The sequence below is a fragment of the Bacillus sp. 95MFCvi2.1 genome, assembly GCF_000374965.1.
GTDB classification, from domain to species: domain Bacteria; phylum Bacillota; class Bacilli; order Bacillales; family Bacillaceae_G; genus Bacillus_A; species Bacillus_A pseudomycoides.
Window position 1 is genome coordinate 361,749 of sequence record NZ_KB895692.1, and the last position, 21,830, is coordinate 383,578.

21 protein-coding genes are annotated in these 21,830 nt (G+C 36.2%); 9 read left to right on the forward strand and 12 right to left on the reverse strand.

Going from position 1 to position 21,830, the window contains the following annotated elements:
- Positions 1-6: 6 nt before the first annotated feature.
- A complete protein-coding gene (gene pseI / locus C568_RS0107470; RefSeq protein ID WP_018781147.1) occupies positions 7-1,056 on the forward strand; it encodes a pseudaminic acid synthase in 1,050 nt (349 codons plus the stop codon).
- Between the two features lie 279 nt (positions 1,057-1,335).
- Here pseI and C568_RS0107475 read toward each other — a convergent pair whose 3' ends face one another.
- Both C568_RS0107475 and fabI read right to left on the reverse strand, forming a co-directional pair.
- Positions 1,336-2,475: a glycosyltransferase gene (locus tag C568_RS0107475; protein ID WP_018781148.1), complete on the reverse strand. Its 1,140-nt coding sequence runs from the start codon at positions 2,473-2,475 to the stop codon at positions 1,336-1,338.
- Positions 2,476-2,953: 478 nt separating this feature from the next.
- Positions 2,954-3,730: an enoyl-ACP reductase FabI gene (gene fabI, locus C568_RS0107480; RefSeq protein WP_018781149.1), complete on the reverse strand. Its 777-nt coding sequence runs from the start codon at positions 3,728-3,730 to the stop codon at positions 2,954-2,956.
- A gap of 484 nt (positions 3,731-4,214) precedes the next feature.
- On the opposite strand from fabI, the gene C568_RS0107485 reads away from it, so the two are divergent.
- Both C568_RS0107485 and prpE read left to right on the forward strand, forming a co-directional pair.
- Positions 4,215-5,375, forward strand: a complete 1,161-nt coding sequence (locus C568_RS0107485; RefSeq protein WP_018764018.1) for an FtsW/RodA/SpoVE family cell cycle protein — start codon at positions 4,215-4,217, stop codon at positions 5,373-5,375.
- Between the two features lie 75 nt (positions 5,376-5,450).
- Entirely contained in the window at positions 5,451-6,191 is a 741-nt protein-coding gene (gene prpE / locus C568_RS0107490; protein ID WP_018764017.1) for a bis(5'-nucleosyl)-tetraphosphatase PrpE, read from the forward strand.
- Between the two features lie 34 nt (positions 6,192-6,225).
- Here prpE and C568_RS0107495 read toward each other — a convergent pair whose 3' ends face one another.
- From C568_RS0107495 to C568_RS0107510, 4 genes are read right to left on the reverse strand one after another with little or no spacing between them, the layout of a single operon-like run.
- Entirely contained in the window at positions 6,226-7,113 is an 888-nt protein-coding gene (locus tag C568_RS0107495; RefSeq protein WP_029427027.1) for an RluA family pseudouridine synthase, read from the reverse strand.
- Positions 7,114-7,128: 15 nt separating this feature from the next.
- On the reverse strand, positions 7,129-7,926 hold the full coding sequence (locus C568_RS0107500; RefSeq protein ID WP_003195940.1) for an NAD kinase: 798 nt from the start codon (positions 7,924-7,926) through the stop codon (positions 7,129-7,131).
- Positions 7,927-7,944: 18 nt separating this feature from the next.
- Positions 7,945-8,583, reverse strand: coding sequence for a GTP pyrophosphokinase (locus C568_RS0107505; RefSeq protein ID WP_016113795.1), 639 nt, complete (start codon positions 8,581-8,583; stop codon positions 7,945-7,947).
- A 30-nt stretch (positions 8,584-8,613) separates the two neighbouring features.
- Positions 8,614-8,985 carry a hypothetical protein gene (locus C568_RS0107510; protein ID WP_018781151.1) on the reverse strand — a complete coding sequence of 124 codons (372 nt, stop codon included), beginning with the start codon at positions 8,983-8,985 and terminating at the stop codon, positions 8,614-8,616.
- A gap of 144 nt (positions 8,986-9,129) precedes the next feature.
- On the opposite strand from C568_RS0107510, the gene C568_RS0107515 reads away from it, so the two are divergent.
- The 4 genes from C568_RS0107515 (at position 9,130) to C568_RS34645 (ending at position 11,724) form a co-directional block, all read left to right on the forward strand.
- Entirely contained in the window at positions 9,130-9,708 is a 579-nt protein-coding gene (locus tag C568_RS0107515) for a CYTH domain-containing protein (RefSeq protein ID WP_006093952.1), read from the forward strand.
- A gap of 321 nt (positions 9,709-10,029) precedes the next feature.
- Positions 10,030-10,428 (forward strand): globin domain-containing protein, encoded by a 399-nt coding sequence (locus C568_RS0107520; RefSeq protein WP_003195936.1) that lies wholly within the window; start codon positions 10,030-10,032, stop codon positions 10,426-10,428.
- The gene (locus C568_RS0107525) at positions 10,428-11,321 is read left to right on the forward strand and encodes a ClpXP adapter SpxH family protein (RefSeq protein ID WP_006093953.1); all 894 of its coding nucleotides are present in this window, start codon (positions 10,428-10,430) and stop codon (positions 11,319-11,321) included. The genes C568_RS0107520 and C568_RS0107525 overlap by 1 nt, the downstream gene beginning before the upstream one ends.
- 229 nt (positions 11,322-11,550) lie before the next feature.
- Positions 11,551-11,724 (forward strand): hypothetical protein, encoded by a 174-nt coding sequence (locus C568_RS34645; protein WP_006093954.1) that lies wholly within the window; start codon positions 11,551-11,553, stop codon positions 11,722-11,724.
- A 47-nt stretch (positions 11,725-11,771) separates the two neighbouring features.
- Here C568_RS34645 and pepF read toward each other — a convergent pair whose 3' ends face one another.
- The 4 genes from pepF to mecA all read right to left on the reverse strand — a co-directional run bounded on the left by pepF (position 11,772) and on the right by mecA (position 17,286).
- Positions 11,772-13,598: an oligoendopeptidase F gene (gene pepF / locus C568_RS0107535; protein ID WP_018781152.1), complete on the reverse strand. Its 1,827-nt coding sequence runs from the start codon at positions 13,596-13,598 to the stop codon at positions 11,772-11,774.
- A 46-nt stretch (positions 13,599-13,644) separates the two neighbouring features.
- Complete coding sequence (locus C568_RS0107540; RefSeq protein ID WP_018781153.1) at positions 13,645-14,886, reverse strand: competence protein CoiA; 1,242 nt, start codon at positions 14,884-14,886, stop codon at positions 13,645-13,647.
- A gap of 94 nt (positions 14,887-14,980) precedes the next feature.
- On the reverse strand, positions 14,981-16,525 hold the full coding sequence (gene cls / locus C568_RS0107545; protein ID WP_018781154.1) for a cardiolipin synthase: 1,545 nt from the start codon (positions 16,523-16,525) through the stop codon (positions 14,981-14,983).
- 83 nt (positions 16,526-16,608) lie between these two features.
- Positions 16,609-17,286: an adaptor protein MecA gene (mecA, locus tag C568_RS0107550; protein ID WP_003195931.1), complete on the reverse strand. Its 678-nt coding sequence runs from the start codon at positions 17,284-17,286 to the stop codon at positions 16,609-16,611.
- Between the two features lie 366 nt (positions 17,287-17,652).
- Between mecA and C568_RS0107555 the strand changes: the two genes are divergently transcribed.
- The gene (locus C568_RS0107555) at positions 17,653-18,324 is read left to right on the forward strand and encodes a TerC family protein (RefSeq protein ID WP_018764011.1); all 672 of its coding nucleotides are present in this window, start codon (positions 17,653-17,655) and stop codon (positions 18,322-18,324) included.
- A 311-nt stretch (positions 18,325-18,635) separates the two neighbouring features.
- Here the strand turns inward: C568_RS0107555 and spx are convergent, their stop codons facing one another.
- A complete protein-coding gene (gene spx, locus C568_RS0107560; protein WP_000258267.1) occupies positions 18,636-19,031 on the reverse strand; it encodes a transcriptional regulator Spx in 396 nt (131 codons plus the stop codon).
- Between the two features lie 620 nt (positions 19,032-19,651).
- Between spx and C568_RS0107565 the strand changes: the two genes are divergently transcribed.
- Positions 19,652-19,855 carry a hypothetical protein gene (locus C568_RS0107565; protein ID WP_018781155.1) on the forward strand — a complete coding sequence of 68 codons (204 nt, stop codon included), beginning with the start codon at positions 19,652-19,654 and terminating at the stop codon, positions 19,853-19,855.
- Between the two features lie 33 nt (positions 19,856-19,888).
- Here C568_RS0107565 and C568_RS0107570 read toward each other — a convergent pair whose 3' ends face one another.
- On the reverse strand, positions 19,889-21,535 hold the full coding sequence (locus tag C568_RS0107570; RefSeq protein WP_006093963.1) for a peptide ABC transporter substrate-binding protein: 1,647 nt from the start codon (positions 21,533-21,535) through the stop codon (positions 19,889-19,891).
- Between the last annotated feature and the right edge of the window lie 295 nt (positions 21,536-21,830).

A 21,830-nucleotide genomic window follows, 5' to 3' on the forward strand; every position in this document is an offset into this window, starting at 1 on the left:
GATAAAATGAATGAAATTGAAATTAATGGAAGGAAAATCAGTCGCAACCACCAACCATTTATCATTGCTGAAATGTCTGGAAACCATAACCAGTCATTAGAACGTGCATTGCAAATAGTTGAAGCTGCAGCAAGAGCTGGCGCACATGCTCTAAAAATTCAAACTTACACAGCCGATACTATGACACTTGATATAGATAACAAAGATTTTAAAATAGAAGATACAAACAGCTTATGGAAAGGAAACACACTTTATAAACTATACCAACAAGCTTACACACCATGGGAATGGCACAAACCACTCTTTGATAAATGTACAGAATTAGGTATCACCCCATTCAGCACCCCATTCGATGAAACAGCAGTTGATTTTCTAGAATCTCTCAATGTCCCTTGTTATAAAATTGCTTCTTTTGAAAATACTGATATTCCTTTAATCCGCAAAGCTGCCTCTACCGGAAAACCTCTTATTATCTCAACAGGTATGGCTACAATTTCAGAATTAGATGAGACTGTCACGACTGTCAGATCAGCGGGCTGTAAAGATCTTATTTTATTGAAATGTACAAGTACTTACCCTGCTTCTCCAGAAAACACTAATATTCATACAATCCCCCATATGAGAGAATTATTTCAATGTGAAGTAGGTTTATCAGATCACACATTAGGAGTGGGAGCTGCAATCGCAAGTGTTGCAATGGGCGCAACTGTAATCGAAAAGCATTTCACTTTATCTAGAGCTGATGGAGGAGTAGACTCCGCGTTTTCAATGGAAGCTGATGAACTAAATTCTCTTGTTGTTGAAACAGAAAGGGCATGGAAGTCACTAGGAAAAATTTATTATGGACCGACTGATATGGAAAAAAGCTCATTAAAGTTTCGACGTTCTCTATATGTAGCACAAGATATGAAAGCTGGGGATCTTTTAACAACAGAAAATATAAAAGCTATTCGACCTGGTTATGGTTTAGCACCAAAATACCTCCCTATTTTACTAGGAAAAAAAGTAAAAAAAGATATTGCTAAGGGGACACCTGTAAGTTGGGATTTGATTTAACGAAAAGCCTCTTAAAAACATAAAGTAAACTTCCTATCTCTGTAAATCAAATTCTCGCATAAATTTCATCGCTCTTTTTTACCTATGAAATATTTCCTACGGGGGCTATTCTCATTTCCTGTAAAACAGCCCCCTTCACTTAATATGATTAAAAAAAGCATCTAAAAACATCTTTATCAACAATAGAACGATTTAATGCGACTCTTCTACATACACAATTATCATTTTTGAATTCGAGTTACAAAACACGATAATATCTTAATGCATCTTTTGAAAAAATTAGAAAATCCCTTTATTTTGACAGACTACTGATAGATTACCCGCTTTTTCTAAAATCTCACTGCGATTTACTAAGAGCTTTTGTAACAATTGTAAGATACTCCTACCACTCACTTCTTTCAAAATCCATCCCCCGTTATATTTTTTGATTAGCTCCGCTGGCGCTCCCATATCAAATGCAATGACAGGATACCCTGAAAACATAGCCTCATTAGTTGTATAAGAAAATGTCTCTGGACATATCGAAGAAGTTATAACGATAGCTATTTTATGTGTTGCCAACAGATTAGAAAATTCCCTATTATCATATGGTCCTGTTACAACAAAATGTCCGCTTGGACTGACAAATCTTCTTTTGTGCCTATCTGTTAACCCAATTACTTTTATACAAAAAGGTAGCTTCCTCCTTTCAATTTCCATTTTAAGTTTATATAAAATGTGTGATCCTTTATTTTTGTATATATTTCCTACGAAGGCAACATTAAGCTGTTTTTCATTTGCAAATTCAGAGGTATATGTATGGTAGATATTAGGAGATAAAGGATGTTCCTGTACATCTATAATAATGTCAGGAAAATGTTTTTTTATAATTTCTTTTGCACTGTTGCTTGGAGCGATTACCTTCTGGGCATTTGATAAAAAAAACTCGAAATTTTTTCTCCAAGTTTGAATATCTGTTTCTCTCCCTCCATCCAAACATGCCTTACATATATTCACATCTGTTTCATTATTGCAGTAAGGGCCATTTCTTTTAATCAAGTTAACTAGAGGACATACACAAAAAAAATCGTGTATAAAATAAATATACTCAATCCCAGAATATTGAATAAGGTTTATAAACTTAAATATAGGGAATTTAATGAGATGATTGATATAAATTAGTTCAATATCCATTGACTTGAGTAGCGATCGAAAACTCGTTTCATCATAATTATGTAACTCTAAATCATAGTACAGGGGGTGTTCCTGATTCATATCTTCTATACAAAACATTCCAGCTCTAAACGTCATCTTATAAATTCTATACTTATGCTGATTCTGTTCAATATACATATTTTGATAATGTTCTACTCCTCCACCTATAGGATTCATCACAAATAAAACGCCTTTCTTTTTTGGAGCACCAGCACTCTTCGACACCGCTCTCCCTCCTTGATTTAAATTTTTCATCTTATCATTTCAACTCGTTTTCTTCAATAATTTATAAATATATATTTTCGCAAACAAAAATATTTCACCATTTATTTTCACATAAAATAATAAGACGAGATTATGCCTTTCGCTTCAAGTAACCGCTACAATAAGATGAATGATTATTAAAGTTTATTTCCGTCATCTTGAGAAAATCACCTACATCCGGTTCGGTTTACTTAGACATTTTATACTTTTCATACGTATATACAATTATCAAATTTAAGTAATCCTTTTTATTACTTCCTCAACACTTGCTCTCCCATCTGAAGCATAATAGAAAAACGCTATCCTTTCTGCATATTTTTGCAAAAAGGATAGCGTTTTTTCTTTATGTTATATGAATATAAGCTTATCTTAGTTTGATGAACATGTGTGGTGCTTTTCCACCTAAAATATTACATCTAATTTCAACTCTGATTCTTCATTACCCTAAAATATGATACCCAGAATCCACATGAATGTTCTCACCAGTAACTCCGCTTGCTAAATCACTGAATAAGAATAGCGCTGTGTTACCAACTTCTTCTTGTGTTACGTTACGACGAAGTGGTGCGCGTTCTTCGATTTGTTTTAAGATGCTGTTGAAGTCGCCAACACCTTTTGCTGATAGCGTACGGATTGGTCCTGCTGATACAGAGTTTACGCGAATGTTGTGCTGCCCTAAGTCGTTTGCTAAGTATCTTACGCTTGCGTCTAGTGATGCTTTTGCAACGCCCATTACATTGTAGTTTGCTACAACGCGCTCTCCACCAAGGTATGTTAATGTAACGATGCTGCCGCCTTCTGTCATTAATGGCTTCGCAGCTCTTGCTACAGCTGTTAATGAGAATGAGCTAATGTTTTGTGCAAGTAAGAATCCATCACGAGATGTATCAACAAATTCACCTTTTAAGTCATCACGGTTTGCGAATGCGATGCAGTGTGCTAATCCGTGAACAACTCCAACTTCTTCTTTAATAGACTGGAAGCAACGCGCGATATCTTCATCGTTTGTTACATCACATGGTAACACAAGTGATTTTTGTCCTTCTAATGATTCTGCTAGATCACGTACGTTTTTTTCTAGACGCTCACCTGCATATGTGAAAATTAAGTTTGCTCCTGCCTCGTGTAGTGAACGAGCGATACCCCAAGCGATGCTTCGTTGGTTCGCAACTCCCATTACGATAATGTTTTTTCCTTTTAAGTTGAGAAGATTCATTTATTTATCCCCCTAAATTTATTAAATAATATCAGTTATTAGTACCTGGTAATATATTTATATCATATCACAAATTTAAAATAAGGCAAAACAAAATTATTAGTATAACTGGTTCTTTACTTCTCTTTTGCTCTTTCACTTTCCTGCTACTACGAAAGCTCAATCTTTATTTCCTCTATTTAAAAGTACTTGCTGGATAAATCACGGCTATGAAGAATAAAAAGGAACCGCTCTCACTCCCTCCCTTTGTTTTAAACTTGGCATGGGGCGAAAATAAGCCCTAACCGCTTCTATGCATGGTCGGACGCTCTCTCCCATCTAAAAAAGAAAGGTTTTATCTCAGTTTCTCAATTTATATCTATATAATCTAACATCTCACACTCAAAATCCAAACAACATATTTGCAAACCATCCAAAATCCGCTAATATGGTAATAGCGTCTTTTTTTGTATTACGCAAAGAGCAATAGAAAGGACTACGTACGTTGAAAGATAAGAATTCTCAATATCGAATAGATTACATATTAATCCTGATTGTACTCGTAATCGGGGCTGTGAGTTGTTTTGCTATCGCAAGTGCACAACCATCTTTACCACCGGCTTTACAACAGGTAAACTTTGTTGCGAAACAAATTCAATGGTATTTCATTGGGGCCATCGCAATTTTTGCGATTATGGTTATTGATTTTGACCGATATAAACAAATCGCTTGGTACTTGTATGGATTTGCGATGATTTTACTTATTGGACTTGAATTAAAAGTTCCTGGAGCTGTAACAATTAAAGGGGCTACTGCTTGGTACAGTGTTCCAGGCCTTGGTAACTTCCAGCCTTCCGAGATTATGAAGTTATTTTTAATCATTGTCGTTGGCCGCATTATCGTCAATCATAATGAAAAGTATCCGTTTCGGACGCCGCGTGAGGATCTCATTTTACTCGGCAAAATATTTGGCGCAAGTTTACCACCACTACTTTTAATTGCGAAAGAACCAGACTTAGGAAATACAATGGTTATTTCAGCGATGCTCGCCGCGATGATTTTAGTTTCAGGTATACGCTGGCGCTTTATTTTCGGTTTAGCTACACTTGTTATAGCAGCTGGTTCTGCGTTAACGTACACTTACTTTGCGCATACAGCATTCTTTAAAGAACATATTTTAAAAGAATATCAATTAGATCGTTTCTACGGCTGGTTAGCACCTTATGAATATGAAACACAAGGATATCAGTTAAGGCAAGCTGTTTTAGCAACCGGATCAGGTGAATTACACGGTAAAGGCTGGGAGAATGGTCAAGTATACTTCCCAGAACCGCATACCGATTTTATTTTCACAAACATTGCTGAGCAATTTGGATTTTTAGGAGCAAGCGTTGTTATTTCACTGTTCTTCCTATTAATTTATCGTATGATTCATATCGCTTTAGAAAGTAATGATCCATTCGGTAGCTATTTATGTGCAGGAACGATTGGAATGTTTACATTCCAAGTATTCCAAAATATTGGGATGACAATTGGATTACTTCCGATTACAGGGATTACCCTTCCTCTTATGAGTTATGGCGGTAGTTCCTTACTGACATATATGATTGCGATTGGCTTTGTACTGAACGTACGATCGCGAACAAAAACGTTTATGTTTGATTAGACCATATCCAGCGGGTATGGTTTTTTCTATATCCAATTTAGGTATACTAAGTAAAAATAAGATGGAGGTTGTGAAATGAAGTACGATATTATCGGAGATATCCATGGCTGTTTAGAAGAGTTTCAAACATTAACAGCGCAGCTCGGTTATAACTGGGATAGCGGTCTTCCTGTCCATCCAGAGAAGAGACAACTTGCTTTTGTCGGAGATATTACTGACCGTGGCCCGGCATCCCTAAAAATGATTGAAATTGTATGGGAGCTTGTAATAAATAAAAAAGAAGCTTATTACGCTCCGGGAAATCATTGTAATAAGTTGTACCGATTTTTCATCGGACGTAACGTAACAATCGCACACGGATTAGAAACAACCGTCGCTGAATATGAAGCCCTTCAAACTCGCGAACAAAAAATAGTACAGAAAAAATTTATCGATCTTTACGAACAGTCACCTCTCTATCATGTGCTTGATAACAAAAAACTCATCGTCTGTCACGCTGGTATTCGCCAAGATTATATCGGAAGAAGTGATAAGAAAGTCCAAACTTTCGTATTATATGGGGACATTACTGGAGAAAAACATCCTGATGGTTCACCTGTCCGCCGTGATTGGGCGAAGCATTATGAAGGAGAAGCTTGGATTGTGTATGGTCACACTCCTGTGGCAGAACCTCGTTTTGTCAATCATACGGTAAATATTGATACAGGAGCTGTTTTTGGCGGGAAACTAACAGGGCTGCGTTATCCAGAGATGGAGACGATTTCAGTTCCTTCTTCGATGCCGTTTGTGCCTGAGAAATTTCGTCCAATTACATAACTAAAAAATAAAGCTGCCCTCATGTGAAGGCAGCTTATTTTAATAATTCTTTCATATCTTCTGGCACATCCGCATGAAATTTCATCTGTTTTTCTAAAATAGGATGATAGAAGGTTAAACTCGTACTATGGAGCGCTTGTCGTTTCATCTGCGACTTACTCCCCCCATACAAGTCATCCCCTAATAGCGGATGGCCTAAATATGCCATATGTACACGAATTTGATGTGTTCTTCCTGTTTCTAACTGCAGTGAGACTCTTGTTTTATCAGGAAATCTCTCCATCACCTGAAAATGCGTAACTGCTTTTTGACCGTCTTCACATACCATTCGTTCAATAATGCTATCGCCTTTTCTTCCAATTGGCGCATCAATCGTTCCCGACTCTTCTAGCAATTCTCCATGAACGATTGCTTCATATGTTCGTTGCACTTGCTTTTGCTGATGCTGTTTTGATAAAAGATGGTGAATGAAACGGTTTTTCGCAATAAGCATAAGTCCTGACGTATCACGGTCCAGTCTCGTTACAATATGCACCGTACTTGCAAGATTCTGCCTGTCATAATGATAAAGAAGCGCATTCGCAACACTTCCTGCCGGATGTTCCCTTGACGGAATGGTTGACATGTATGGTTCTTTATTGATTACCATTACGGATTCATCCTCATACAGGACAGTCAGTGGAATATTTTCAGCCAGCATTCCTTCACTTCTCTCCTCAACCGGAAAAAACACTTGCAATACTTCCTCGGCCTGTAATACGTGCCGAACCGTCGCATGCTTACCGTCAACTTCAATTGCCCCACCTTGAAACTTTATATCTGTCAAAGCAGCTTTAGAAATCCCTTTCGTTTTTAGAAATTCCCGAATGAGCATTCCCTTCTCTGCTTCTGTCATACACCATTTTAATGTAAATCTTCTCAAATACATAAATCCTCTCTATTCACCCGCAACGAACGAATCGCGAACACGTTTCCAAAATGGGAATGGGCGAAAACGAACGAATCTCACCTTCTCGTTTGCAACGCGGTATTGAATTGACTTTACGTCTTGATGAACCATCGTTAAATGATCGACCGTAATTTGTAAATTCATTCCTGCCGATGGCTTTAAAACACATGTATGGTGCTTCGGTAAAACAAGCGGTGAACCGACTGTACGGAACACACGGTTATTAATCGAAGCCATTTCCGCAATTTGTATCGCTTCAATCGAAGGATGAATGATTGCTCCGCCTAGCGCTTTATTATAGGCTGTACTTCCAGAAGGAGTAGAAATACAAAGACCGTCCCCGCGGAACGTTTCAAAATATTCTCCGCGAATTTCCACCTCTGTTACTAATGTTCCTTCTGCGCTTTTTACTGTCGCTTCATTCATTGCTAAATACTGTGATTCCTTACTTCCATTCACATAGCGAATAATGACTTCTAAAAGCGGATATTCCACCACTTGAAACGGTGTTTTCGCAATTGCAATCACAAGTTTTTCTACTTCTGTTGGCAACCAATCTGCATAGAACCCTAAATGTCCCGTATGTACACCAACAAAAGCTGTCTCATCTAATCGATTATAGTAACGATGAAACGCGTATAAGAGCGTCCCATCCCCCCCAACAGAAATTACAATATCGGGTTCCGCCTCATCCATTGTAAACCCAAAATCTTGCAAGTAACCTGTCATTGTACTTGCAAGTGCGTTTGATGATTGATCTCCCTTTGACATAATTGCAAATTTCATCGCCCAACACCCTTTAGTTTATGATTCGGATTCTTTCGCTTCTTGTTTGCGCGAAAAAACCTTTTGTGCTTCTTGAATTTCAAGACGAATCGAAGACATTTCTTCATCTAATAAAAATGCTGCTTCTGCCGCACGCTGAAGGCGCACTTTAATATCTTCTGGAAAACGCCCACTATATTTGTAATTTAAAGAATGCTCAATTGTTGCCCAAAAATTCATTGCTAATGTTCGAATTTGAATTTCAACTAATACTTTTTTCTCTCCACAAATCGTTTGAACAGGATAACTAATTACAACGTGATATGAACGATAACCACTTTCTTTCTTTTGCGTCACATAATCTCGTTCTTCCACAATTTCAAAGTCATTTCGTTTTCGAAGATATTCGACAACAGGCTTAATCTCATCAACAAATTGACACATCATCCGAAGACCAGCGATGTCCTGCATTTCTTCTCCGAGTCGGTCAAGCGGTACATTTCTCTTTTCCGCCTTATCAATAATACTTGCAACCGACTTTACCCGACCTGTTACAAACTCGATCGGAGAGTGTTCGGTTAACATTGTAAACTGAGAACGCATTCCTTTTAATTTCACTTTTAGCTCTGCCACCGCTTGGTGGTACGGCGCTAAAAATTCTTCCCAATTACGATTCATTTCAACCACCACCAAAGTCAATCCATTTGCTTATAGAAATACCTTTTCTACAGTCGTTACAAGTTCTTCTCCGTAATTTGCATTACCTTCAATATTTTCAATTAAATATTCCACTTCTTCTTTCAATTGTGCTAATTCAATTTCAGTATTATTTACACGAACAAACATTGCTTTATCATTCTTCATTGCACTGTGCATTGCTTCCCAACATGTATGCGGAATACTTACATAAATGAATGCTGATTCGTTTTCTAAAATATATAAAAATGATAAATGATCTGAGTCTACAAGTACGTGATTACGCACCTTTAACTCCTCCACTTGTATTTCAATATTTTCCGCACAAAAAATAAGAGCATTCTCTCTTTCTTCTACGCTCTTAACTTGGATTTTATTTTGCATGCTCTAACTCCTCCATATCAACTTCCTGTCTTACTTCACACTATTATTGTATCATAACATAGACGCAAACAAATAAAACATTGAACCAAATTTGCGAAAAAGCGATAATGTCTAAAGAATTACTCTTAAGAAGGAGCTTATACAATGACACAAGAAATTGAAATTGAATTTAAAAATATGGTCACAGAAGAAGAATTTCAAGCATTATGCGATGTGTTTTCTATCGAATCATTTACAAAACAAGTGAATCATTATTTTGAAACACCTCATTTTTCTTTAAAAGCAGCAGGCTCTGCTCTTCGTATTCGTCATAAAGACGGAGCTTATACATTAACTTTAAAACAACCAGCTGAAATTGGGTTACTGGAAACTCATCAACCTTTAACAGCACGAGAAGCACAACTAATGATGGAAACAAACGGGCTCATTCCAGGCCCTGTAGCAGATCAACTACATGCCCTGCAAATCCCTGTTTCTACTTTAGCTTATATGGGAAGCTTAACAACAGAACGAGCAGAAACTACATTTAAGGGCGGCACACTTGTATTTGATCATAGTTTCTATTACAATCACGATGATTATGAACTTGAATATGAAGTACAAGATGAAGCAGCGGGCAAAGCTGATTTCCTCAATTTATTGAACAAATACCATATACCTGTTCGCCATACAAAAAATAAAGTGCAACGCTTTTTTCTTGCCAAACAAAACAAAGCACGCTAAAGTGAAACTTCCATTAGTAGAAGTTTTTTCTCACTGATGGAAAGCCCTCACCAATCGGGCTCTTACGGTCAGTCCTTCCCTCTTTGTTTTTTCTTCTATGAAAAGGAAGGTTACTGATTGTGAGTAGCTGGGTAAAATGGAACTTCCATCAGTAGGTGCTTTTCCTACTAATGGTTCACCTTTACCAATGTTGCACTTATATTTAGCTTTATCTTAAGGAAAAAATGGGCAAAGGATTACACAAGAGCTGTTTAGTTGCTCTTCGTGACAATCCATTGCTACAATAGATATACATTTGATGGAAAAAGGAGTTTATACAGGATGAACAAGCAACCGATGACACCATTTGAAGCAATTGGCGGTGAACAAGGCATTGCAGCATTAGTCGATACGTTTTATTCCTATGTCAGTAAACACCCTGACTTATCTCCCATCTTCCCAGACGATTTGACAGAAACAGCCAGGAAGCAGAAGCAATTTCTAACGCAGTATTTAGGTGGGCCGAATTTGTATACAGAGGAACATGGTCACCCTATGCTAAGAGCACGCCATCTCCCTTTTGAGATTACACCAAAGCGCGCGAAAGCCTGGTTAGCATGTATGGAGCAAGCAATGGAAGATACAGGAGTACAAGGGCAGATTCGAGAATTTGTTTTTGAACGTTTAGCATTAACTGCGCAGCATATGGTCAACACTCCAAACGAAACAGGTGAAGCGTAATGGATAAACAGGAAGCAAAGCATATGCGCATTCCTTCTCTTTCCAAATGCGAACATAAATCTGTGGAAGCCTATTTGTTTATTGATCCACTTTGCAAAGATTGCTGGGAAATCGAACCAGTCATCATTAAATTATGGCTCGAATACGGAAAATATTTTTCGATTCGGCACATATTAACCGGCAAAGTGGAAGGGGCAATCGCCTCCCCACACAAATGGAATAAACCTGCTAATATTCGATTTGTGTGGGAAAAGACAACAAGTTTGCACGGCTTTTCATGCGATGGAAAAGTACATATGCAGGACGCCTCATCTACACCGTATTTAGTTTCTATGGCAATTAAAGCAGCTGAGTTGCAAGGTCGAAAAGCAGGTTCGAAATTTTTACGGAAACTTCAAGAATACATTTTTCTTGAAAATATATCAAAACCAGATTTGCAATCACTACTTGCATGCGCACAGCAAAGCGGCATTGATGTAGAGGAATTTAAAAAAGATTTGCATTCGATTAGTGCAAAAAAAGCATTTCAGTGCGATTTAAAGTTCACAAACGAAATGCACATTACCGAAATCCCTTCTCTCGTATTCTTTCATGCAAATTCAGATGAAGAGGGCATTAAAATTGCAGGAATTTATTCGTATGATGTGTACGTACAACTCTTAAAAGAAATTGTAAAATGTGACATTGAGCCAGCACCTTTACCACCACTGGAATTCTTATTAGAAATGGTCCAATTTATGTCATCAAAAGAAATTGCATTTATTTATAACTGCTCAGAGCAAGAAATAGAACGAGAACTAAAAAAATTGTCATTGAAAAGAAAAGTACGAATGATTGAAGTGAAATGCGAACGTTATTGGAAATGGATTGCAAAAGAAAAAGACCTGGTGTAAACACCAGGTCTTTTTCTTTACGGCTTATAAAAATATTAAAGGGGATGGGAGAAATTTTCACGTTCAAACAAAGGGGTATATGTTTGTATGTGAATTCGTTCACGCTTATTATATTACAAGATTCGACGTCAGATGACAAGCCTTTTTGTCGAATTTCACACTTTTGTCACATTCTAAACGTTTTCATTACTGAATAAGCTATGAAAAGAAGCTTTTTAGGAGGGATTTCATGAAAAAAACACATATCTTTTTTCTACTATTTGGCATTTGTATTTCTTTTTTTCTGTACATTCTTTCACTATTACAAGCATTTCCAAAGATGATTGCCTTGCCACTTTTGTTTGCAGTCATTGTTATTGGCCTCTCTTATTTCAATCATAGAAAGCGGTTCAAAGGTTTTTAAAAAGAAAGAAGGCGAGAAATTCCACTCTCGCCTTCCCTCTTTCGCTATTATTTACCTTCAAATAATAGCGCTTCTAATTCATTTAACTTCTCTTCAAATACTTGTAATGCCTCTTTAACAGGCTCTGGTGATGCCATATCTACTCCTGCTTTTTTCAATACTTCAATTGGATAGTCGGAGCTTCCAGCTTTTAAGAATTCGTTAATATAACGTTCTACTGCTGGTTGTCCTTCTTCTAAAATTTGCTTTGATAAGGCTGTTGCCGCACTAAATCCTGTTGCATATTGATAAACATAATAGTTGTAATAGAAGTGCGGAATACGAGACCACTCTAAACCAATTTCTTTATCGATGACTAAAGCATCGCCAAAGTATCTTTTATTTAAATCATAGTAAATCTCTGTTAACATATCTGGCGTTACTGCATGGCCTTCTTGTACCTTTTTATGAATGATATGTTCAAATTCAGCAAACATCGTTTGACGGAATACAGTTCCGCGGAATCCTTCTAAATAATGATTTAATAAATATAAACGTTCTTTCTTATCTTCTGTCGTTTTTAATAAGTAATCATTTAAAATTGCTTCGTTACAAGTTGATGCAACTTCCGCAACGAATATGGAATAGTCACCATATACATGTGGCTGTGTTTTTCTTGTATAGTAGCTATGCACAGAATGACCAAACTCATGTGCAAGTGTAAATAAATTATTTACATTATCATGCCAGTTCATTAAAATATACGGATTTGTTCCATATGCACCAGATGAATACGCACCGCTTCGTTTTCCTTTGTTTTCATATACATCTACCCAGCGATTTTCATATGCTTCTTTCAAAATCTCAACATACTCATCACCAAGGACGTTTAAAGATTTCAACAGAATCTCTTGTGCCTCTTCATATTTCACATTCATTTTCACTTCTGGTACAAGTGGTGTATATAAATCGTACATATGCAGTTCATCAAGACCTAGTGCACGTTTACGAATATCAATATAACGGTGCAATAAATGTAAGTTATCATTTACTGTTTCGACAAGTTGGTCATATACTGTTTCAGGTATGTTATTATTGCTTAACGCAGCTTGGCGTGCAGAATCGTATTTACGAACGCGCGCGTTGAAATTATTACGTTTCACTGCACCACTAAGTGTGCTTGCAAATGTATTTTTATATTTCCCATACGTTTCAAAAACAGCATGGAATGCATCATGACGAACACGACGATCATCGCTTTCTAAAAATTGAATATAACGGCCATGTGTTACTTCTACTTCTTCACCATTTTCATCTTTAATAGATGGGAATTTTAAATCCGCATTATTAAGCATACCAAATGTATTACTTGATGCACTCATAACTTCAGATGCTTCTGCTAACAATGCTTCTTCCGCCTCTGACAGTACATGCGGACGCTGACGTGTAATTTCTTCTAACGCATGTTCATACACACTTAATTCTTTATTTTCTTGTAAGAACGACTGTAATTGTTCTTCTGAAATTGTTAAAATTTCAGGAACGATATACGCCATGCTGCTGGACGCTTGAGAATATAAGTTTGTTGCTCGATCATTTAGCGCTTGATAAGCAGAATTTGTTGTATCTTGATCGTAACGCATATGAGCATATGTATATAATTTTCCTAATCTCATTGAGACTTCATCTTCATATTGTAAAGCCGCTAATAATGAATCCGCAGAATCACCAAGTTTCCCCTTAAATTCAGTTAACTTTGGTAGTAATTCTTTTACTGCTTGAAATTCTTTTTCCCATTCTTCATCAGTTTGGAAAACATCTTCCAAACGCCATGTGTTCATTTCTTCAATCTCACTGCGGTCTGGCAATGTTTTTGCTGTTTTTTGATTAGACATCAATAAAAACCCCCTTTTAATCTCTACTAGTACAATTCGATTCTGCTTATGTAATTCCTTCAGGATACTCCTTTATTATATCCGCTTTTCCTTTTCCCATGTTGTACTTTGTTTCGAATAAAGATAGCGCATGCGACAAACAAATCGCATCGTATTCTTTGATTTCCCCTTCTGTTTTCGGCATCATAAATCGCCTTATTTTTCGGTACTTATGCACATCCACCTTTTCAATCATTCCCGCTTTACATAAAAACGTTACATACTCTATGATTGCCAATTGCCATACATGTTGCGAAAAATATGGTAACGTGCGCCTCTGAATACTACGCTTTTTATTTACATAGTAAAAAACAGCATGTAATGAAAAATATTCTCCAATTTTAAATTTGCCAATAAAGTCTATACAAATAAAAGCCTGCCATACAAAAGGATGTGTTTGAAATGCAAATGCAGATGGAAGAGGGACACCAATTTCAGATGGAAAACAAGAGGGAGAAAGGTGATATTGATATAGAAGATGTAAAAGTAATTTATGACTATAATTCCATATTGGAAGGACATTCGTTCGAAAGTAGGTCTTTTTATTCTGCCATTCCCGCTCCAATCGTTCTTTCGTAATTGGTGCTTGGCAAAAGAGTTTCTCAAAAGTAACGGTACGTACCGGGAAATACATGATCTGTGAAAAATAAACCTTTGCAGAAAACGGGGTAAGAAGTTCGCATTTCAGAAATGATTTTTTATTTGGACAAAAAAAGAGAAGTGAAGGCTGAGGATAAGATTGTATGCAGAGAAAATGAAACGAGGATAATGAGATCCAATAAGCAGAGTGCCTTTTCAGTTGATTTCCACCTAATATCCAAATGATTTGTATCCCTATTTCCCAATAGGAACGCGTTCGTTTTAATAACTGCTCAATGGATAAAGAGGCACATTGATATTCAATTGCAATCCGTCTTCCTTTCATTTCAATAAACAGATCGGGTCTTTGGCGAATCTCTGGGAGGTAATGTTCGATTTTTACATGAAATCCTTGCGACTTGAGCCATCTATATAACTGTTCCTTCCCGCGCATATGATAAGCGGATTCAGGCTCAGATGAAACGAGGCACTGATTTAATTTTTTATGAGCAAAATGCCATCTCTTTTGCTTCCCTAACTTGAGCTGCACCTCTCGCCTGCAAATCGGGCAAAAAAAGCGTTCCTTCTTTCGCATTGCAAGTAGCTCCTTTTCATTGCAGCTTTCAAGAAGGTGAACTTTCCCTCCATTTTCTCTCCTTGCAACAAACATAATACCACATCCTTTCTATAACGCTTTGTATTCTACAATTTATTACAAATTCCTTTTTAGATAAAAAGAGGACGTCCTTGTAAGAACATCCTCCTCATAATAAAGGTGATAATAAACGATATGCCGATTCTACAATTCGCCTATGAAGGCGACGTTTATGAAAATGATCCACATGAATTTCACTGGATTCTTGTAAATCCTCCTCAAAATCCTTAACAAGCTTTCGAATACTATCCGTATCATATAAAAAGGCATTCACCTCAAAGTTTAAATGAAAGCTTCTCATATCCATATTCGCTGTCCCAATTGATGCTAAATCAGAATCGACAATGACAATTTTACTGTGAAGGAAACCTTTTTCATATTCGTATACCTTTACCCCTGCATCTAATAACTCTGGAAAATAAGACCTTGATGCATAAAACACCGTTCGTTTATCCGGTTTACTCGGCATTAATAAACGGACATCAATGCCCGCAAGAGCTGCTACTTTTAATGCAGATAAAATATCATCATCTGGAATAAAATAAGGTGTAGCAATCCATATAGACTTCCTTGCCGAAGCGATCATTGCAAAATAAAGATGCTTAATTGTCTCCCATTTATTATCTGGCCCACCTGCGACAAGTTGGACACCACCCCAATGATCTCCATCCACTGCTTCCGCCTGTAAATATTCAGGTGCTAATACTGCTTCCCCTGTCATATAAAACCAGTCTTGTATGAATATGAGCTGCAGGCTTTGAACGGCCTCACCTCGTAAATACAAATGCGTATCTCGCCAAAATCCAAAATATTTATTTTTCCCTAAATACTCATCACCAATATTCAGTCCGCCCACAAAACCTTCATTCCCATCAATGACAACGATTTTTCGATGATTTCGATAATTAATTTTATCGTTCAAAATCGGAAAACGCACTGGAAAGAAAGGAATCATCTCGACACCTGCATCGTTTAATTCATCAATATAAGCATTTGACAGCTTAAAACTTCCAACCGCATCATATAAAAAACGGACGGTAACACCTTCCTGCGCCTTCTGAATTAAAATGTCTTTAATTTGTGTACCAAGCTTGTCATCACGTACAATATAATATTCCATATGGATATGATGCTTCGCTTTTTGCAATCCTGCTAAAATCGCTTGAAACGTTTCATCCCCATTCGTTAACACTTTTGTTTCTGTCTGAAATGAAATATTTAACGCACCAAGCCGATCCGCTAAATGAAATAGCAGTTCTTGATGTTTATGATTCTGTAAAATGCGTTCTTGATAATCTTCATGTCCTTTGTACTGTAAGAAAGCTTGTTCATCCAAAAGAGCCTTCTTTTGAAACATTCGTTTTCTGCGGAAGTTTTGTCCAAACAATAAATACGCAAAGAAACCAAATACAGGAAAAATACCGAGTACAATTAACCATGTCAATGTTTTAGATGGATGCCGATTTTCCAAGAAAATAACACAGCCAATTAAAAATGCAGAAATAGTAAATACAATACTTATAATTCCTAAAAACGAAATATCTTTTATGCCTATAACATCCGAATAAAATGCTACATCAATAAACATTCGTAACGAAACAAACACTGCGAATAAACCTAGAAAAAAGAAAAGTAACTTTAATGTATTTTTCATTCCTACCCCCCTTACTTACATAGCTTTTCTACTCTTATCATACCCATCATATAAAAAGCCGATTTCATAATATTGAAATCGGCCTACGTTTTAGGAGAAAAATGACTGCGAATCGTCTCAAGTGCGCGTTCTTTAACAACCTGTTTACCGTACTCACTTACACGGTGAACCGTTAAAGTAGACTCTTCCCCATATTCTAAAATAATACTTAAAATACGGTCAATTTCTTCTTCATCGTGTAGCACTTCATCAAATTCAACATATACATAATAGCGGTCTTCAAACGAATACAATTCATCTTTTATATCTTCAAATATAAGACGATGACTTAACGAAATAACGTCTTCAAAATCATCAAATTTAATTAAAAAACCAAATGTTCCATCTTCGTTAAAGTTTGTTCCCGCTTCCATCTCTTCCTCTAACTCCTGTTGAAATAGTGATTCAATCCGCTCATCTAGAGGAATATCAATGATTTTATCTAGACCTATTGGTAATTCTAATTTTTGTCCATCTTTTGAAAGCTGTGCTTTCGTTACAAGTACTTCAATGCCTTTATCCATCGCCTGTACTTGGATCCATAGTGGCCCATCAATAAAGAAATCATCATGATCGCGAGCTTCATCCATCATTTCCCAAAATAATTGTTCGCTTCGTTCACGACTGGACCAAATCTCTTCTCGATTAAACCCTCTATCTTCTATATCAACGTACGTAATAAAAAACTTCATCGTATGATCGTTAATTCTTTCAATGTCCAAAATCCAACTCTCCCTTCCTATTCGGAATTGTTATGAAGGGATTCCCCACTCATATGACAAATCAATAGATTCTTGTACTTTCATTTTATGATAAGATTCTCCAGAATGGAAATAAAATCGTTTCATTTTAGAAAAACAGTCATTCGCCTAGATTATTCTATGCTAATACATCATACTTCCTTCCTCTTATATATTCCATTATATACACTTGCGATATAAATTCCCTCATTCCTTCTTAATAAAAAATCGGACATACAATTCCACCTAGCGCCGTACAATTGTAATAGAGCTGGTCAAGCTTTTTCGTTTCATACATACAACTGCACCTATATTACTGATTAAAACAGAATAAATGGAGGCAAAATGATGGAGTTAGATTTTTTGACATCTATACTAATGATTGTCGGTATCGATGTTGTACTAGGCGGTGATAACGCAATTGTAATTGCGCTTGCAAGCCGAAACTTACCTGAATCTAAACGGAATAAAGCTATTTTTATTGGTACGGTCCTAGCAATCGTGCTGCGAATTCTCCTTACAATACTTGCTGTATACTTACTCGATATTCCCTTCTTACAACTTATTGGCGGCATCCTACTTACACTGATTGCCGTAAATTTACTAACCGACAATAATAATGATCTTTCTTCTATACAAGGAAAAACGACATTATTTCAAGCAATCCGTACAATTGTATTTGCCGATCTCGTTATGGGTTTTGATAATGTCCTTGCGATTGCTGGAGCGGCTCATGGGAATTTTACACTCGTAATTATCGGATTATTAATTTCTATCCCTATTATTATTTGGGGAAGCAAACTCATCTTACTATTTATGGAGCGGTTTCCTTTTCTCATTTATTGCGGAGGAGCAGTTCTTGCTTACACGGCTGGCAGAATGATCACCCATGAAGCGAGACTTGCGAACTTTTTCCAGCATAACCCGGCCTTTGCAACAAGTATACCCTTCCTCTTTATTTTCACAGTATTAACAATCGGGTTTATTGTTCAGCATATCAAATTAGGGAATGTAAAGTAAAACTTGTATTTCTTGATTTGATATAGATTTATATAAATCCAAATTAAAAAACCAAAATTAAACCATTCTTTTTGGGTGGAAGAGAGCATCCGGCCATGCATAGAAGCGGTCAGTTCCTTTTTTCGCCCCATACCATGTAAAAAACAAAAAGAGGAAATAAGTGGAGAACTGTTTTTGTTTTCATAGCCGCAGCTAATATGTCGAAAAATCAAAATGGAGTTATCTACAAATACTGAGACAAATAATGAATATATGTATGCAAAAACCTTCTACTGTAAAGTAGAAGGTTTTCATATACAAAACTTTTATTGTTAATTTACAAGACGCTGTGCCTCACGTAACTGAAATGTTCTTACTGTACGTGGTAAGAAACGACGAATTTCATCTTCGTTATAACCTACTTGAAGACGTTTTTCGTCAATCATAATAGGACGACGTAAAATGCCTGGGTAGTCACGAATCATCTTATATAAATCTTGAAGTGGTAAAGATTCTAAGTTAACGTTTAACTCTTGGAAAACTTTCGAACGAGTTGAAATAATCTCATCCGTTCCGCTTTCTGTCATGCGTAAAATTTCTTTAATTTCCTCAATCGTTAATGGATCTGAGAAAATATTACGTTCTGTATAGGGAATATGATTTTCCTCTAGCCATAATTTCGCCTTTCTACAAGACGTACAACTTGGAGAACTATATAGTGTTACCATACAAGACTCACTCTCCTTAAAGAGTACAGATTCTGTACTAATTACAGTTTGAATTTCTATTTCCCAGCAATTCTTCACTATGACTTGTCTTACAACAAAATGAAAAATTGCTTTCGATGTAAACAACAACTTATGAGCAAGCAACTTTTAATAAACAACAATTACTTTAAATAAGTAACTTCTATAATCATTATACAATAGATTCAGAAAGAAATACACAGTAAATTTCCTTATTAATAGGGAAAACACCATATGTCTTTAACTGTTGCTTAGGACCAGTAAAGCTGGCATAAATACTTGAAGACATAAGCCCTATATCCCATTCGTATACGCCTTTAGAACTATTTTTTTGATAGACTCTCTTTCATATAATGTACTTCACCACATGTTTCCGATAGCGCTTTATTACCTTTTTCTGATAAAACAATGGTGAAATGTAAGACTTACCGCTATGTAAAACAGCCACGAAAAAGGAACGTTTGTTCTTGTTGATTTTATCAAACCTCATTATTATTGTCTAGACTATTTTTAAGTAAAATAATTATTTTCTAACTTTTCTTTCTTTTTAACTTTTTTTCTCATACAATAATGATACAGACAGGCAAAGGGGGAATTTTCATATGGTTGCTTTTTTTATTGATTTTGCAATTGTCGCTGCCCTCGTCATCGGAATTACAGCATTGATTGGTGTCATTACGAATAGCATCGGTGAAAAGCTATTTGGTGGGAAAGAGAAAATGAAATTTGTTAATAAAAGTGCGGAAGTACAATCTGGATGGAAGCAAGTTGGCGGCAAAGGGATTTATAAAAAACGAACATACTAAAAAGAAGCAGGAAATTCCCTGCTTCTTTTTAAATTATTTTCCGACAGATGCCCACTTGAAGCTTAAATCTCCGCCATAATTATGCTTATAAATATCTTTAACTGTTCCTTTTTGTAAATAAGCCGTGCTACGTTGATATACAGGAGCAATTGCTGCATCATCCATAAGGATTTTTTCTGCTTCAAGTAAACTATTCCAGCGCGCTTGTACATCGCTACCGTCAGTCTTCGCTTTCATAATAATTTCATCGTATTTCGGATTAGAGTATTTCATTTTATTTTGCGTGCCATCTGTTATAAACATATCAAGGTAAGTTACTGGATCTGGGAAGTCTGGACTCCATAAAGCAAATGTCATTTCATAATCTCCACTTTCTTCAAGTTTAAGCTTTTGCGCAAATGGCTGCTGCTTAATTTTCAATGTAAAACCAGGTAAGTTCTTTTCTAACTCTCCTTTTAAGTACTCCCCTGTTCTCTTAGATAAATCTACATCTTCATTTAATAGCTCAATCTCAATCTTATCTTTTCCTAATTCTTTTTTACCAGCTTCCCAATATTTCTTCGCTTCTTTCGCGTTTGCTTTTACTAACTCCCCATTTTCAGCTCGGAAGTCTTTTTTATTTGGCCCTGTAATAAATTTGCTTGGAATTAATCCTGTTGCTTCAGTAGAGCCATTGTTTAAAATCGTCTCAACAAGTGGTTTACGTTCAAAGGCGAGAGAAATTGCTTTACGTATGTTTTTATTTGCTAAAGCTTCATTTTTCTGATTGAAACGAAGATAGGATACAGTAGCTTCATTTGCCGTTTTAAAATCTTTATCCCCTTTATATTTATCAACAAACTCAGATCTTAAGTTAGCACGGTCTATCGCTTTTGTATCATATAAGTTAATCGATGTTGCCATGTCTTTTACAATATTAAAATTCACTTCTTCTAGCTTCACTTCTTTATTGTCCCAGTATGATGGATTTTTCTTTATTTGGAAACTTCTTTCATGCTTCCAGTCACTTAATACAAATGGTCCATTATATAGTGTTGTATTTGCCTCTAGACCAAACTTGTCCCCTTGCTCTTTCGCATACTTTTCATTTACAGGATAAAACAGTGGATAAATCATTAAGTTTTCAAAGTAAGGAACTGGATGCTCTAATTCTACTTCTAATGTATAATCATCAATGGCCTTTACACCTAATTGATCTGGTGTCATTTCTTTTTTATTAATTTTCTGTGCGTTTTTAACATCAAACATAATATATGCTGATACTGCTGCTTTATCTGGATTAATTGCTCGTTGCCAAGCATATACAAAGTCTTTCGCTGTTACAGGATCTCCATTTGACCACTTCGCATCTTCGCGTAATTTAAAAGTATACTTTTTCCCGTCTGCTGATTTTTCACTTGATTTCGCTACACCTGGAACGAGTTTATCCCCTTTATCAAGGCGGTATAGCCCTTCCATCGTATTATTCATCACTCGCGATGATACTGCATCAGCTGATAATGCTGTGTCCATCGTTGGAATTTCTTGTGTTTCAGTTAAATTTATAACTTGTTTCGCATTATTATTGCCGCTTTCCCCTTTTGCTTTCGCTTGCGACTCATCTTTTTGATAACTACATGCTCCTAAAACCATGCTCATCGCTAATGTCGACGCTACTAAAACTGGTACTTTTTTCTTCATCCTTCCATCCCCCTAAAAAAATGTTAGCCCTTTCATTTTCAAACAGAAAGAAATATTTATATGTTCTAATAATTCATATTATACATATAAATATATTATTTGTATATTTGTTTTTCTATCTTATTAAAATTTTCTGTTACCATAGCATTTTCTGTAAACGTTTTATATTACTTATTTTCCTGCCTGAAATACTAAATATACCTGTTTTAATAATTATCTAAATTATCAGAGTATAATTAATTTTATATCACATAATATCTTTTGTATAATTATTCCCTTCTAATATGCACCATTT

Bases quoted from the DNA above. Each gene is read 5' to 3' on its own strand.
- pseI (WP_018781147.1), top strand. From the start codon at position 7: ATGAATGAAATTGAAATTAATGGAAGGAAAATCAGTCGCAACCACCAA.
- fabI (WP_018781149.1), bottom strand. From the start codon at position 3,730: ATGAATCTTCTCAACTTAAAAGGAAAAAACATTATCGTAATGGGAGTT.
- prpE (WP_018764017.1), top strand. From the start codon at position 5,451: ATGAAGTACGATATTATCGGAGATATCCATGGCTGTTTAGAAGAGTTT.
- C568_RS0107500 (WP_003195940.1), bottom strand. From the start codon at position 7,926: ATGAAATTTGCAATTATGTCAAAGGGAGATCAATCATCAAACGCACTT.
- C568_RS0107505 (WP_016113795.1), bottom strand. From the start codon at position 8,583: ATGAATCGTAATTGGGAAGAATTTTTAGCGCCGTACCACCAAGCGGTG.
- C568_RS0107510 (WP_018781151.1), bottom strand. From the start codon at position 8,985: ATGCAAAATAAAATCCAAGTTAAGAGCGTAGAAGAAAGAGAGAATGCT.
- C568_RS0107515 (WP_006093952.1), top strand. From the start codon at position 9,130: ATGACACAAGAAATTGAAATTGAATTTAAAAATATGGTCACAGAAGAA.
- C568_RS0107520 (WP_003195936.1), top strand. From the start codon at position 10,030: ATGAACAAGCAACCGATGACACCATTTGAAGCAATTGGCGGTGAACAA.
- C568_RS0107525 (WP_006093953.1), top strand. From the start codon at position 10,428: ATGGATAAACAGGAAGCAAAGCATATGCGCATTCCTTCTCTTTCCAAA.
- C568_RS34645 (WP_006093954.1), top strand. From the start codon at position 11,551: ATGAAAAAAACACATATCTTTTTTCTACTATTTGGCATTTGTATTTCT.
- pepF (WP_018781152.1), bottom strand. From the start codon at position 13,598: ATGTCTAATCAAAAAACAGCAAAAACATTGCCAGACCGCAGTGAGATT.
- C568_RS0107540 (WP_018781153.1), bottom strand. From the start codon at position 14,886: ATGTTTGTTGCAAGGAGAGAAAATGGAGGGAAAGTTCACCTTCTTGAA.
- cls (WP_018781154.1), bottom strand. From the start codon at position 16,525: ATGAAAAATACATTAAAGTTACTTTTCTTTTTTCTAGGTTTATTCGCA.
- C568_RS0107555 (WP_018764011.1), top strand. From the start codon at position 17,653: ATGGAGTTAGATTTTTTGACATCTATACTAATGATTGTCGGTATCGAT.
- spx (WP_000258267.1), bottom strand. From the start codon at position 19,031: ATGGTAACACTATATAGTTCTCCAAGTTGTACGTCTTGTAGAAAGGCG.
- C568_RS0107565 (WP_018781155.1), top strand. From the start codon at position 19,652: ATGGTTGCTTTTTTTATTGATTTTGCAATTGTCGCTGCCCTCGTCATC.
- C568_RS0107570 (WP_006093963.1), bottom strand. From the start codon at position 21,535: ATGAAGAAAAAAGTACCAGTTTTAGTAGCGTCGACATTAGCGATGAGC.